The sequence below is a fragment of the Geodermatophilus amargosae genome (assembly GCF_900116515.1).
GTDB lineage: Bacteria > Actinomycetota > Actinomycetes > Mycobacteriales > Geodermatophilaceae > Geodermatophilus > Geodermatophilus amargosae.
Genome location: NZ_FPBA01000022.1, coordinates 83,259 through 96,097 on the forward strand (window position 1 = coordinate 83,259; position 12,839 = coordinate 96,097).

Sequence of the window (12,839 nt, forward strand, 5' to 3'; positions counted from 1 at the left end):
ACGTGGAACCTGTACGACAGGCAGGATGGTCAGGGTTCCCCCGTCCAGGCGAGCAGACAGGAGGGCAGCCGGTGCCGTCTGACTTCGACCTGGTGCTGCCGACGGCCGTCGACGTCCGCGAGGTCGGCATGCGCGACGGCCTGCAGCTGGAGGCCCCCGTCCCCCTCGAGGGCAAGCTGGCGATGCTCGAGGCGCTGGTGGCCACGGGCGTGCGCCGCATCGAGGTGACGTCGTTCGTCTCCCCGAAGGCCGTGCCGGCGCTGGCCGACGCGGACCGGGTGGCCGCCGAGCTGTCCCGCTGGCCGGGCGTGCACTGGTCGGCCCTGGTGGCCAACCCCCGGGGTGCCGTCCGCGCGGTCGACGCCGGGATCGCCGACCTCGAGCTGGTCGTGTCGGCCTCCGACGGGCACAGCCGCGCCAACGCCGGCCGCTCGACCGCGGAGGCGCTCGCGGGCGTCGGCGAGGTGGCCGCCCTGGCGCACGGGGCGGGCGGCTCGCTCGAGGTCGTCGTCGCCACCGCCTGGGACTGCCCCTTCGACGGGCCCACCCCCATCGCCCGCACCGTCGACGTCTGCCGCGCCGCGGTCACCGCCGGCGCCGACGCGCTGTGCCTCGGCGACACGATCGGGACGACGACGCCGGCCCGCGTGGTCCGCCTGCTGCACGCCGTCCGCCGCGCCTGTCCCGGGACGACGGTCGCCGTCCACTTCCACGACACGCGGGGCACCGGCCAGGCCAACGCGCTGGCCGCCGTCCAGGCCGGGGTGACCCAGCTCGACGCCTCGATCGGCGGGCTCGGCGGCTGCCCGTTCGCGCCGGGCGCCAGCGGCAACATCGCCACCGAGGAGCTCGTCTACTGGCTCGAGGACGGCGACGTCGCCACCGGGATCGACCTGGACGCGCTGCTGGCCGCGGCGCGGGTCACCGAGTCCGCGGTGGGCCACGAGCTGCCCAGCTCCCTCCACCGGGCAGGGGGCCGTTCCGTGCCGCGGTCGGCCGTGGGGGACCCGGCGTGACCGGTCCCGTGGACGTCGTCGACCCCCGGGTCATGCGCGACGTGCTCGGGCACTTCGCCTCAGGCGTCACCGTGGTCACCGCCGACACCGACGACGGCCCGATCGGCTTCACCTGCCAGTCCTTCAGCTCGCTGTCGCTGGACCCGCCGCTCGTGGCGCTGGCGCCGGCCCGCACGTCGAGCACCTGGCCGCGGCTGCGCGACATCGGCCGCTTCTGCGTGAACGTCCTCGCCGAGGACCAGTCGGGACTGTCGGCCGCGTTCGCGCGGTCGGGCACGGACAAGTTCGCCGGGGTCTCCTGGCGGCCCAGCAGGCACGGCTCGCCCGTGCTCGAGGGCGTCGTGGCGTGGATCGACTGCGCGCTGTGGGCCGAGTACGACGGCGGCGACCACACGATCGTCGCCGCCCGGGTGCTCGACCTCGGTGCCGAGCCCGGGCGCCGGCCGCTGCTGTTCCACCGCGGCGGCTACGGCCTGGCGGACTAGCGCCGGCCTACAGGAAGCGGACGGCGATGAGCGCGACGTCGTCGCGGCCGTCCAGGGTGCCGCTGACCGCTGCGTCGCACAGGTCGCGCGGAGAGGCGTCGGCCGGGGTGGCCGCCAGCCGCTCCACCAGCGCGGCGATGCCCTGGTCGAGGTCCGACCCGGGCGACTCCACCAGCCCGTCGGTGTAGGCGAGGACGGTCGAGCCGGGCTGCAGCTCCATCGTGCGGGTGGCCCGCTCGGCGTCGACGTCGACGCCCACGAGCAGGCCGGTGACGCCGTCGACCGGCCGCACCTGCCCGTCGGGCGAGCGCAGGACCACCGGTGGGTGCCCGGCGTTGGCCATCTGCACGGTCCAGTTGCCACCGGGCTCGGCCGGCGGGACGGCGCGCAGGTAGGCCATCGTCGCCAGCGAGGCGACCCGCAGGCCCTGCACGAGCCGGTCGACGCGGGTGAGCACCGTGCTGGGGTACGGGTCCGGGGCGTCCCACAGGCACGCGCGGATCAGGCCGCGCAGGTGCCCCATGGCGGCCGCTGCGGCGACGTCGTGGCCGGCGACGTCGCCGATCACCATCCCCACCGAGCCGTCGGGCAGCTGCAGCAGGTCGTAGAAGTCCCCGCCGACGTCGGCGGCGGTGGACGCGCTCACGTAGTGCGCGGCCGCCTCCAGGCCCGCGACGTCCGGCAGGTCGGGCAGCAGCGACCGCTGCAGGGTGTCGGCGACGGCGTGCTCCTGCTGGTACAGGCGCACGTTGTCCATGACGAGGGCGGCCCGCCGGGCGAGGTCCTCGACCAGGCTGACGTCGTCGGACGTGAAGGGGCGCTCCGGTGAGCTGCGCACCAGGGTGATCGCCCCCCGGGTCCGCCGCCGGGCCACCATCGGCGCGCTCAGCGACGCCACCGCCCCCAGCCGCCCGGCGATCTCCTGGGCCACCGGGGAGGCCATCGCGCCGTCCAGCCGGCCGGGCAGGTGCTCGACGAGCACCGCGCGGGAGGTGGTGATGCTGCGCTGGCTCGGTGAGTCGGGCGGCAGCCGCATCGCGTGGCCGGCGTCGAACTGGCGCAGGTCGGTCCGCTGCCGCTCGCGGTCGCGGGAGGCCAGCTCGCGGACCTCACCGGCCTCGTCGACGAGCGTGACGACCACCCAGTCGGCCAGCTGCGGCACGCACAGGGTGACCAGCCGGTCGAGCAGGTCGGCGACGTCGAGGGTGGCGATCAGCGTGCTGGTGGCCTCGGCCATGAGCGCGAGCCGGGCCTGGGCGCCCTCGGCCTCGCGCTGCGACCGCTCGGCGTCGGACCGGGCCTGCTCGGCCACCGCGCGGGCCAGCTCGGCCTCCTGGCGGGCGGCCTGCTCGGCGGCGAACGCGGCCTCGCGCTCACCTTCGACCCGCACCCGCTCGGTGACGTCGGTCTGCACGCCGACGAAGCTCACGAGCTCGCCCTCGCCGTCGAAGACCGGGCTGACGGCGAGCTGGTTCCAGAACGCCGTGCCGTCGCGCCGGTGGTTGAGCAGCGTGACGGTGACCGCCTCCTGCGCGGCCAGGGCGGTGCGGACCTGGTCGACGGTGGCCGGGTCGGTGTTCGAGCCCTGCAGGAAGCGGCAGTTGCGGCCGACCGACTCCTCGTAGGAGTACCCGGTGATCCGGGTGAACGAGGGGTTGACCCACACCAGCGGGTTGTCCGGCTGGCGGGGGTCGGTGATCGTGAAGGCGATGTCGGTGGCCACCACGGCCCGCTCGCGCAGTGCCTGCAGCTCGGCGTCGGCGTCGGCGGTGCCGGCCACGCTCTCGACCTCGAGCAGCACGACCAGCGACAGTGCCTGGGTGCTGCCGGGCTGGGACAGCGGGAAGCCGGTCACCCACAGCAGCCGGCTCTCGGTGTGCTCGCCGCTCGAGGCCCGCTCCTCGTCGGTGCTGCGCCCGGGCGAGAGCCGCACCGCCTCGCCGGTGACCGGCAGCCCCTGCGCGACGAGGGACAGCGGCCCGCTGGTGCGGGCCAGGGGGGCGCCGCCGAGGTCGGTGAGGCCGGCCGAGGCGCCCCAGGTGTCGACGTCGACCGGGAGACGGACGTTGCCGGCCATCTCGACCGCCGCGGTGTTGGCGTAGGTGACCGCGCCGGACTTCTGGTCGATGAGCAGCACCGCGACCGGGACGTCGGACAGGACCGCGGGCAGGGCGGTGGAGGCGGACTGGGTCTCGCCGTGCTCGGAGACGACGGTGGTGGCGGCGCTGACGATGCCGGCCTGCCGTCCGCCGGCCCGGTCCCCGGCAGGGGTCGTGGCATCGGCCATCGCGGCGCGGGTGCGCGGGGGGATGCCGTCGCTCGACGGAGCGTCCGTGGGAGCGGTCACGCCGGGGAACACGCCTGGTGGGGGTGCCTTCCCCGCTCGCGGTCGGTCGTCCGGTCGCACGCAACGAATCTACCGGTTGTACCGGGCGGGCTGTCCTCGACCGTGAGGGTGACCTCCCCCTGACAGGTGTGCCCGGCTCCCAGGAGGGCACCTCAGACGCCGACCACCTCGGGAGGGAGACGACATGGGACTGCTCGACCGGCTCCTGGGCCGACGCCGCGCTCCGGAGCCCTCGGCGTACGGGGGGTACGACGGCTACAGCTCGCCGCAGCCCCCGCCTGCCCGGCCGGCGGCCGGGCACCGCGCGCCGCTGACCGACCAGCAGGCGGTCGAGCGCTACCGCTACCTGTTGCGCACCGCGCCGCCGGACCAGATCGAGCAGGCGCACGCCGAGGCCTTCGGCCAGCTCACCCCGCAGCAGCGGCAGGAGGTGCTCACCCAGCTCGCGGCCGGGGTGCCGGCGTCCGAGCGCCCGCGCAGCGACGACGCGCAGACCCTCGCCCGGGTCGCCACCCGCGCCGAGCTGCGCCAGCCCGGGTTCCTCGAGCGGACCTTCGGCGGCTACGGCGGCGGACCCGGCTACGGCCCGGGCTACGGCGGCGGCGGGTACGGACCCGGTCACGGCGGCGGCGGATACGGCGGCGGCTACGGACCCGGGTACGGCGGTGGGTACGGCGGTGGCTTCGGGCCGCGGATGGGCGGCATGGGCGGGCTGGGCGGCTCGATCGGCGGCAGCCTGCTCGGCACCATCGGCGGCCTCGTCGTCGGGACCGCCGTGGCCGACGCGCTGTTCGACACCGGTCTCGGTGACGGCGGCCTGTTCGGCGGCGGCGACGAGGAGGCCTACGCCGAGGGCTACCAGGACGGCGCCGGGGCCGACGGCGGCGGCGACGGCGGCGATGGCGGCGGGGACGGCGGTGGTGGCGACTACGCGGCCGGCGACGGCGGCTACGGCGGGGAGCCGGGCGCCGACTTCGCCGGTGGGGCCGACAACGGCTACGACGGCGGGGACTACGGCGGCGGCGGCGACTTCGGGGGCGGGGACTTCGGCGGCGACTTCGGGGGCGGCGACTTCTGACCGCTCAGGCCCGGCCGGGACCGTCCTCCGGGGCGGTCCCGGCGGCCTCCTGCTCGGCCGCCACCTCGGACTGGTGGCGCAGCCACAGCAGGCCCAGCACCGGCAGCACCAGCGGCACGAACCCGTAGCCGCGGCCGAACGCCGACCACACCGTCTCGTCGGGGAAGGCCGCCCGGTCCAGCAGCGACAGGGTGCCCACCACCAGCACGCCGGCCAGCTCGACGGAGCAGGCGACGACGGCCGTCCGCCGTCCACCCCGCCCGCCGCGGGCGAGCCCGACGGTGGCCACCACGTAGACCGCCGCCGCCAGCGCCGACAGCAGGTAGGCCACCGGCGCCTCGGCGAACCTCGTCGCCACCTGCACCGCGGCCCGCGCCCCGGCCGCCAGCGCGAACACGGCGTAGACCGCCACCAGCACCCGCCCGGGCCCGGCGGCCGTGCCGCCGGGCTCGCTTCCGACCGGCTCAGGCACCCGGGGCCTCCCACAGCTGGACCAGCCGCCAGATCATCACGGCGGTGACCAGCGAGGCCACGGCCAGCACCGTCCCGGCCCACCGGCTCGGCTCGGTCCGCGACCACAGCACGCCGGCCACCGGCAGCAGGACGACGCCGGCGAGGTAGCCCGTGAAGGTCGCCGTCTCCGGGGGCCGCTGCCCGCCGGCCAGCGCCGCCCCCGCCACCACCGCCTGGACGACGAGCAGCACCTCGAGCACCGCGGCACCGGCCAGGTGGAGCAGGCCGATCCGCCGGCGGGCGAGCGTGGAGGCCAGGCCGGCGAGCGCCACGAGGACGGCGACCGCCGTGGCCGACCAGACGAGGAAGGGGGTCATCGCCCCCATGATCGCGCGTTCCCCGTGCGAGCCGGTTGCGGGCAGGGGGTAGTGATGGGGGCATGACCGTCCGCGACCTCGTGGTGGACCTCTGCACCGAGCACCTGGACGCCCTCGGCGGCGACCCGGTGTCCCTGCAGACGCTGGTCCGGCTGCTGGCCGCGTGCGGTGTCGCCGAGCCCAGCGCCCGGGTGGCCGCGGCGGCGCTGCGGCGCGCGGGGTGGCTGAGCGCCACACGCCGCGGACGGGAGACGCTGGTCCTCCCGACGGCGCTGCTGCGCGAGTCGGTGACCGCCCGCGGCGAGCGCATCCAGCGGCGGCTGGACCCGTGGGACGGGCAGTGGCGGATGGTCGTCTACAGCGTCCCGGAGACCGACCGGGCGGCTCGCGAGCGGGTGCGCCGCGGCCTCGCGCGCGCCGGGTTCGGCCCGCTCGCGCCGGCCACCTGGGTGTCGCCGCACCCCTCGGCGCTCGACGAGGTGCACGCCGAGCTGGCCGGCGAGCGCACGTCCCGGCTGGACCTGCTCACCGCGCACGTGGCCGACCCGCGGCTGTCCGACGTCGACCTGGCCGCGCGCTGCTGGGACCTCCCCCTGCTGGCCGCCGGGTGGTCGCGGGTGCTCGACCGGCTGCGCACCGTCGCCGGGACGGTGCCCCAGGGCCCGGCCGCGCTCGCCCTGCACCTGCGGCTGCGCGCGGACCTCCGGGCGGTGCTCGCCGCGGACCCGCTGCTGCCCGCTCCCCTGCAGCCGGCGGGCTGGCCCGCGCGCGACGTCCGCGACGCGTGGGCCGACAGCGGCGCCCGGCTGGCCGCCGCGGCCCGGGCGCACGTCGCCGACGTCCTCGGCGCCGTCGCCCCGCGGGCCGCCGTCGCCTAGTCGCTACTGGTGGACGCCGGACATGTCGGGGTAGCGGTCGCCCACCGCGGCGCCGACCGGAGCGGCCTCGTCGAGGCGGCGCAGGTCGTCGTCGCCGAGCTCGACGTCGGCGGCCGCCGCGTTCTCCTCCAGGTAGTGCACCCGCTTGGTGCCCGGGATCGGGACGACGGCCGGGTTGCCCCCGCGGTCGCTCTGCGCCATGACCCACGCGAGCGCCAGCTGCGAGGCGGTGACGCCCTTCTCGTCGGCGATCTCGCGGACCCGGTCGACCAGCCGCAGGTTCTGCTCGAACGCCTCGCCCTGGAAGCGCGGGTTGCGCCGGCGGAAGTCGTCGGGCGCGAGGTCGTCGACGCTGCGGATCTGCCCCGACAGGAAGCCGCGGCCGATCGGCGAGTAGGCGACGAAGCCGATGCCGAGCTCGGCGCAGGTGGGCAGGACGCCGTTCTCCTCGGGGTCGCGGCTCCACAGCGAGTACTCGGTCTGCACCGCGGTCACCGGCTGGACGGCGTGCGCGCGGCGGATCGTCGCCGGCGCGGCCTCGGAGATGCCGGCGGCGCGGACCTTGCCCGCCTCGACCAGCTCGCGGATCGCGCCCCAGGTCTCCTCGACGGGGACCGTGGTGTCCACCCGGTGCTGGTAGTAGAGGTCGATGACGTCGACGCCGAGCCGCTGCAGCGACGCGTCGCACGCCCGTCGCACGTACTCGGGCCGGCCGTTGATGCCGCGGAAGGAGCCGTCCTCGCCGCGCTCGTTGCCGAACTTGGTGGCCAGCACGACCTCGTCGCGGCGGCCGGCGATCGCGCGGCCGACGAGCCGCTCGTTGGTGAAGGGCCCGTACATGTCCGCGGTGTCGAGGAAGGTGACGCCGAGGTCGAGGGCCCGCTGGACGGTGCGCTCGGCCTCGGCCTGGTCACCCGTCCCGTAGAACTCGCTCATCCCCATGCAGCCGAGCCCCATGGCGGGCACGGACAGGGACCCGAGGGTGCGTGTCTGCATGGCGCCGCTCCTGCCCAGCGCCGGTCGTGCCGAACCGGTCAGCGCGTCCCGACCCGCCGCACCGGGCAGACCACCGGCGTCCCCGACGTCGGGTCGCGCAGCACCACCGACTCCACGCCGTAGAGCTCGCGCACCAGGCCGGGGGTGACGACGTCGGCCGGCGGGCCCTCGGCCACCACCCGGCCCTCGCACATGGCCACCAGGTGGTCGGCGTGCCGGCAGGCGGTGGACAGGTCGTGCAGCACCAGGACGACGGTGCGGCCCTGCGCCGCCAGGTCGTGCACCAGGTCGAGCACCTCGAGCTGGTGACCGAGGTCGAGCGCCGAGGTCGGCTCGTCGAGCAGCACGACGGCGGTCTCCTGGGCGACGACCATGGCGATCCAGGCCCGCTGCCGCTGGCCGCCGGAGAGGGTGTCCAGCGGCCGGTCGGCGAGCTCGAGCAGGTCGGCGGCGGTCAGCGCGCGGTGCACGGCGGCGGCGTCCTCGGGCGACCACTGCCGCAGCAGCCCCTGGTGCGGGTGGCGGCCGTAGCGGACCAGGTCGCGGATGGTCAGCCCGTCGGGGGCGTCGGCCTGCTGCGGGAGCAGGCCGATCCGGCGGGCGGCGTCGCGGGGGCGCAGGGTCGCCAGGTCGCGGCCGTCGAGCAGCACCGCTCCGCCCTGCGGGCCGTGCACCCGGGCCAGCGCGCCGAGCAGCGTGGACTTGCCGCAGCCGTTGGGCCCGACGATCGCCGTCACCCGGCCCGGCGGGAGCCGCAGGTCGAGGGCGTGGACGACGCGGGTGCCGTCGTAGCCCAGGTCCAGCGCCTCGGTCGCCAGGTCGGCGGCCTCGACCGCGGGCTGCGTGCCCGGCGCCTCCAGCAGGCTCACGGCATCCTCCTCGTGCGGGTGGTCAGCAGCAGCCACAGCAGGTAGGGCCCTCCGACGACGGCGGTGACCAGTCCGGCGGGCAGCTCCAGGGGCGCGGCCACCGTGCGCCCGAGCAGGTCGGCCAGGAGCACCACCAGCGCCCCGGCGAGGGCCGCGCCGACCACCGGCACCACGCGCGGCCCGGCGGCCTTGCGGGCGATCTCCGGTGCCAGCAGCGCGACCAGGCCCAGCGGACCCGCCGTCGCCACCGCCAGGCCCGCCGTGACGACGGCGGTGCCGATGACGGCCAGCCGGACCCGGGCCACCCGCGAGCCGAGGCCGGTCACCACGGCGTCGGCCAGCCGCAGCAGCCGCAGCCGGCGGCCGAGGACCACGGCCACCGGCAGGGCGACGGCGAGGCCCACGGCGAGCACCGTCACCGACGTCGCCGAGCGGCTGTTGAGGCTGCCGACGCTCCAGGGGAACGCCTGGTTGGCCTCGTCGATCGGGGCGCGGGCGAGCATCAGCTGGGTGACCGCGCCGAGCGCGGCGCCGACGCCGAGACCCACCACCAGGAAGCGGTAGCCGCGGCGGCCTGCACCGCCGGCGAGCCCGAGCGCCAGCGCCGCGGCCGTCGCCGACCCCACGAGCGCGAAGGCCGACGGCGTGATGCTCGTGGACACCGCCACCACCGACGCGGTCGCGAACGCGGTCGCGCCGTCGTTGAGGCCGACGGTGTCGGGGGTGGCGAGCCGGTTGCGGGCCAGCGTCTGCAGCAGCACGCCGGAGACGCCGAGCGCGGCCCCGACGGCCAGCCCCGCGGCGATCCGCGGCAGCCGCAGCTGCTGGACCAGCAGCACGTCCCGGGCCTCCCCGACGCCGAACGCCGCGGGCAGCGTCCGGTTCAGCGGCACCGACGCCGTGCCGAGGGCCAGGCCCACCGCGACCGTGGCGGCGACCAGCACGGCCAGGACCGCTGCGGCGGTGGCCGCCCGGCGGTCGACGAGCAGCGAGCGGTCCCGGTGGGCCAGCCGCCAGGTGCCGGGCGGGGCCGGGGGGGCCGCCGGCCGGGGAGGTGCGGGCCGGGCAGCTGCCGCGGTCACAGGGAGGGCATCCGGGTCGAGCGGACGACGGCCACCAGCACCGGCGCGCCGATCAGCGCCGTGACCACGCCCAGCGGCATCTCGTAGGGCCGGACCAGCAGCCGGGAGGCGACGTCGGCGGCCAGCACGACCGCGGGCCCGAGCAGGACCGCCACGGCGAGGACCCGCCGGAGGTCGGGGCCGACCAGCGCGCGGGCGAGGAACGGCACGACCAGGCCGACGAACGCGATCGGCCCTGCGGCGGCGACCGACCCGCCGACGAGCAGGGCCACGGCGGCCATGGCCAGGCCGCGCGCCCGGGCCGGGCGGTGCCCGAGCCCCTGCGCCACCGTGTCGCCGAGGGCCAGGGCCGAGAGGGGGCGGGCCGCCAGCAGCGCGATCGCCAGGCCGGCCGCCAGCACCGGGCCGACCTGCGACAGCGTGCCGAGGTCGCGGCCGGCCACCGAGCCGACCGTCCAGAACCGCACCTCGTCGGCGGTGCGCTGGTCGAGCAGCAGGACGATCGAGGTCGCGGCGCCCAGCAGCGCGGACAGGGCCGCGCCGGCGAGGACCAGCCGCACCGGGTCGTCGCCGGTGCCGCGCAGCCGGGCCGCGCCCAGGGCGAGCAGGCACCCCGCCCCGGCGCCGAGGACGGCGACCCACGGGCCGAGGGCGGCCGCGCCGGCGCCGGAGGCGATGACCAGGACGACGGCGAAGGAGGCGCCGGCGCTCACGCCCAGCAGCCCGGGCTCGGCCAGCGGGTTGCGCGCCGCGGTCTGCAGCACCGCGCCGGCGACGCCGAGCGCCGTCCCGACGGCCACCGCGACGACGGTGCGCGGCACCCGCAGCTGCAGGACGGCGAAGCGCGCGTCGTCGTCGCCGACCCCGGCCAGGACGGCCAGCGCCCGCCCGGGCCCCACCTCGCCGGCGCCGAACAGGAGGCTGGCCAGGACCGTGGCGGCCAGCGCCGCGGTGCCCCAGGCCAGGCCGCGGGCGAGCCGGCGGGGCGGGGCCGGGGTGCCCTGCGCGGTCTCACGGCGGCTGCGGGCACGCAGCGCGAGCCGGTCGTCCACGTCGGTCCTCCCCCCGGACCGCCCGGTGCGGAGCCGTTGTTAGGCCAGGCTAACCTACGGCCCGGCGTCGACGGACGGCGCCGTCCGATCTGAGGAGCACCACCCGTGACCCACCTTCCCGGAGGCCGCCGCCGCGCGGTCCTGCCGACCGCGACGCTCGCCACCGCCCTGCTGCTCACCGCGTGCGGCGGCGGGTCGTCCGAGGCGACGGACACGTCGGAGGCCGCCGCGGAGGAGAGCACGGTCGGCACCGCCTTCGGCGACGTCACCGTCCCGGCCGACCCCGAGCGGGTCGTCACCCTCGCGGAGTCCGCCCTCGACGTCTCCCTCGCCGTGGGCGTCACCCCGGTGGGCACCACGGCCAGCCGGGGCGGGGACACCGCGCCGGCCTACCTCGGCGAGGACGCCGCGGACATCCCGATCGTCGCGACGGTCTCCGAGCCCAACCTGGAGGCGATCCTCGAGGCGCAACCCGACGTCATCCTCGCCTCGGCGGGCCTGGCGCAGGACCAGTACGACGCCCTGACGGCGATCGCGCCCACCGTGGTGCCCGACACGGCCACCGGCGGGGACTGGCAGGAGCCGCTGCACACCTACGCCGAGGCCCTCGGCGCCGACGACGAGCTCACCGCGGCTCTCGACGACGTGACCTCGCGCGCCGAGGCGATCGCCGAGGAGGGCTCGCTCGACGGCACCGCCACCGTGCTGCGCTGGATGGCCAACGGGCCGGTCCTGATGAACGCCGCGCTGATGCCCGGCTCGCTGCTGCAGTCCGCCGGCGCCGGCCCGGTGGAGGCCGCCCAGCTCGGCGACCGGCCGCACAGCGACCCGCTGTCGCTGGAGAACCTCGCCCAGGTCGACGCCGACCGGCTGTTCCTCGCCGCCTTCGGCGCCGACGGCACCGGCGCCCTCGAGGCCGCCCGCTCGCAGCCGGCGTTCACCCAACTGGAGGCGGTCCAGGAGGGGGCGACGACGGAGGTGAACGGCTCGGTGTGGAGCAGCGCCTCGGGCCCCATCGCCGCCGACCTCGTGATGGACGACATCGAGGCCGCCGTCTCCTGACGCGTCCGGGGTCCTGGGGAGCGCATCCCCGGGACGCCGCTCGTCTGACCTGCGGAAACTGTCGTACCCCTCCGTAGGTTCGGGGTCGTGCAGGAGGTCGCCGGTCCCGGGTCGCTCATCGAGCGGGCCCTCGCAGGGTGGCTGGTCGAGCGGCCAGCGCCTTTCCGGCGGCTTCCCGTGGCTCTCCTCTCCCGTGAGCAGAAGGCCGCCGAGCTGCAGCGGGTGCAGGCGATCAAGGCCAGGACCGCCGCCTATGAGGCCGAGCTCGTGCTCGGGCTCGCTGATGACAGTCCCGATGACGACGACCCTGCTCCCGGGACACCGGGTGCCGGCACGCGGTCGTGGAAGCCCGATCCCGAGCTGCCCGGGGTGTCGGAGTTCTTCCCCGCCGAGCTGGCGATGGTGCTCAACTGCGGGCGGCTGGCGGCGAGCCAGTTGGCGCACCGGGCCTGGACCTACCGCACCCACCTACCGGCCACCTGGGCGGCGATGGCCGCCGGGGAGCTGGACGAGTACCGCGCCCGGACGCTGGTCGAGGTGCTGGAGCACACCGACCCCGCGATCGCCCGCCAGGTCGAGGCCCGGCTGCTGCCCGAGGCCGCCCAGCTGACCGTCGGCAAGCTGAAGAAGCGCGCCCTGGCGCTGCTGCTCGAGCTGGACGCCGAGGCCGCCGACCGGCGGCGGGCGCAGGCAAAGCGGCGGTCCGACGTCCGGGTCCACCCGTCCCCGCAGGAGGGCATGGCCACCCTCGCCGCTGATCTGCCCGCCGGCGTCGCCGCCGCCTGCCACGCGCTGGTCGACCAGCTGGCGCGGATGCTCGAGGCCGACGGCGACGAGCGGCCCATCGGTGAACTGCGCACCCTGGTGTTCGCCGACCTGCTGCAGCGCCCCTGGGACGACACCCGCCCGCCGGTGACCGCGCACCTGCAGATCATCGCCACCCTCGCCGCACTGGCCGGCCGCAGTGACCAGCCCGGCGAGGTCGACGGCCTGCCGATCACCGCCGCCCAGCTGCGCGACCTGCTCGCCCAGCTCGACGCGCTCGGGGTGCGCGCCCCGGCGGGCGGATCGGTCACCCTCGCCCTCACCGACGAGGACGGCGCCCTGCGGGCCACCAGCACGCTGGACCAGCTGCGCCGCCTCG

Annotated in this window: 13 protein-coding genes; 6 read left to right on the forward strand and 7 right to left on the reverse strand. The window is 77.0% G+C overall.

Going from position 1 to position 12,839, the window contains the following annotated elements; translation table 11 throughout:
- Window positions 1–71: 71 nt before the first annotated feature.
- Both BM414_RS22320 and BM414_RS22325 read left to right on the forward strand, forming a co-directional pair.
- Entirely contained in the window at window positions 72–1,016 is a 945-nt protein-coding gene (locus tag BM414_RS22320) for a hydroxymethylglutaryl-CoA lyase (RefSeq protein ID WP_245784906.1), read from the forward strand.
- Window positions 1,013–1,501 carry a flavin reductase family protein gene (locus BM414_RS22325; RefSeq protein WP_245784907.1) on the forward strand — a complete coding sequence of 163 codons (489 nt, stop codon included), beginning with the start codon at window positions 1,013–1,015 and terminating at the stop codon, window positions 1,499–1,501. The genes BM414_RS22320 and BM414_RS22325 overlap by 4 nt, the downstream gene beginning before the upstream one ends.
- A 7-nt stretch (window positions 1,502–1,508) precedes the next feature.
- On the opposite strand, the gene BM414_RS22330 is transcribed toward BM414_RS22325, so the two are convergent.
- Window positions 1,509–3,848 (reverse strand): GAF domain-containing SpoIIE family protein phosphatase, encoded by a 2,340-nt coding sequence (locus BM414_RS22330; protein WP_245784908.1) that lies wholly within the window; start codon window positions 3,846–3,848, stop codon window positions 1,509–1,511.
- 184 nt (window positions 3,849–4,032) lie between these two features.
- Here BM414_RS22330 and BM414_RS31490 point away from each other — a divergent pair, with 184 nt between their 5' ends.
- The gene (locus BM414_RS31490; protein WP_175551738.1) at window positions 4,033–4,926 is read left to right on the forward strand and encodes a hypothetical protein; all 894 of its coding nucleotides are present in this window, start codon (window positions 4,033–4,035) and stop codon (window positions 4,924–4,926) included.
- A gap of 4 nt (window positions 4,927–4,930) precedes the next feature.
- On the opposite strand, the gene BM414_RS22340 is transcribed toward BM414_RS31490, so the two are convergent.
- Window positions 4,931–5,398, reverse strand: coding sequence for a hypothetical protein (locus tag BM414_RS22340; protein ID WP_093583090.1), 468 nt, complete (start codon window positions 5,396–5,398; stop codon window positions 4,931–4,933).
- Entirely contained in the window at window positions 5,391–5,756 is a 366-nt protein-coding gene (locus BM414_RS22345; RefSeq protein WP_093583134.1) for a hypothetical protein, read from the reverse strand. The genes BM414_RS22340 and BM414_RS22345 overlap by 8 nt, the downstream gene beginning before the upstream one ends.
- Before the next feature lie 62 nt (window positions 5,757–5,818).
- On the opposite strand from BM414_RS22345, the gene BM414_RS22350 reads away from it, so the two are divergent.
- Window positions 5,819–6,634, forward strand: a complete 816-nt coding sequence (locus BM414_RS22350) for a PaaX family transcriptional regulator C-terminal domain-containing protein (protein ID WP_093583092.1) — start codon at window positions 5,819–5,821, stop codon at window positions 6,632–6,634.
- Window positions 6,635–6,637: 3 nt separating this feature from the next.
- Here BM414_RS22350 and BM414_RS22355 read toward each other — a convergent pair whose 3' ends face one another.
- The 4 genes from BM414_RS22355 to BM414_RS22370 are packed head-to-tail and all read right to left on the reverse strand — an operon-like array spanning window position 6,638 to window position 10,633.
- Complete coding sequence (locus BM414_RS22355; protein ID WP_093583094.1) at window positions 6,638–7,630, reverse strand: aldo/keto reductase; 993 nt, start codon at window positions 7,628–7,630, stop codon at window positions 6,638–6,640.
- Between the two features lie 38 nt (window positions 7,631–7,668).
- On the reverse strand, window positions 7,669–8,499 hold the full coding sequence (locus BM414_RS22360) for an ABC transporter ATP-binding protein (RefSeq protein ID WP_245784909.1): 831 nt from the start codon (window positions 8,497–8,499) through the stop codon (window positions 7,669–7,671).
- A complete protein-coding gene (locus tag BM414_RS22365) occupies window positions 8,496–9,581 on the reverse strand; it encodes a FecCD family ABC transporter permease (protein WP_093583096.1) in 1,086 nt (361 codons plus the stop codon). The genes BM414_RS22360 and BM414_RS22365 overlap by 4 nt, the downstream gene beginning before the upstream one ends.
- Complete coding sequence (locus BM414_RS22370; RefSeq protein ID WP_245784910.1) at window positions 9,578–10,633, reverse strand: FecCD family ABC transporter permease; 1,056 nt, start codon at window positions 10,631–10,633, stop codon at window positions 9,578–9,580. The genes BM414_RS22365 and BM414_RS22370 overlap by 4 nt, the downstream gene beginning before the upstream one ends.
- 105 nt (window positions 10,634–10,738) lie before the next feature.
- Between BM414_RS22370 and BM414_RS22375 the strand changes: the two genes are divergently transcribed.
- Window positions 10,739–11,695 carry an ABC transporter substrate-binding protein gene (locus BM414_RS22375; RefSeq protein ID WP_093583098.1) on the forward strand — a complete coding sequence of 319 codons (957 nt, stop codon included), beginning with the start codon at window positions 10,739–10,741 and terminating at the stop codon, window positions 11,693–11,695.
- 87 nt (window positions 11,696–11,782) lie between these two features.
- The coding region (locus BM414_RS22380; RefSeq protein ID WP_093583100.1) for a DUF222 domain-containing protein at window positions 11,783–12,839 on the forward strand (1,057 nt) is incomplete at its 3' end.

Excerpts from the sequence above, each read along its gene's own strand:
- BM414_RS22350 (WP_093583092.1), top strand. The coding sequence starts at position 5,819 with ATGACCGTCCGCGACCTCGTGGTGGACCTCTGCACCGAGCACCTGGAC.
- BM414_RS22355 (WP_093583094.1), bottom strand. The coding sequence starts at position 7,630 with ATGCAGACACGCACCCTCGGGTCCCTGTCCGTGCCCGCCATGGGGCTC.
- BM414_RS31490 (WP_175551738.1), top strand. The coding sequence starts at position 4,033 with ATGGGACTGCTCGACCGGCTCCTGGGCCGACGCCGCGCTCCGGAGCCC.
- BM414_RS22345 (WP_093583134.1), bottom strand. The coding sequence starts at position 5,756 with ATGACCCCCTTCCTCGTCTGGTCGGCCACGGCGGTCGCCGTCCTCGTG.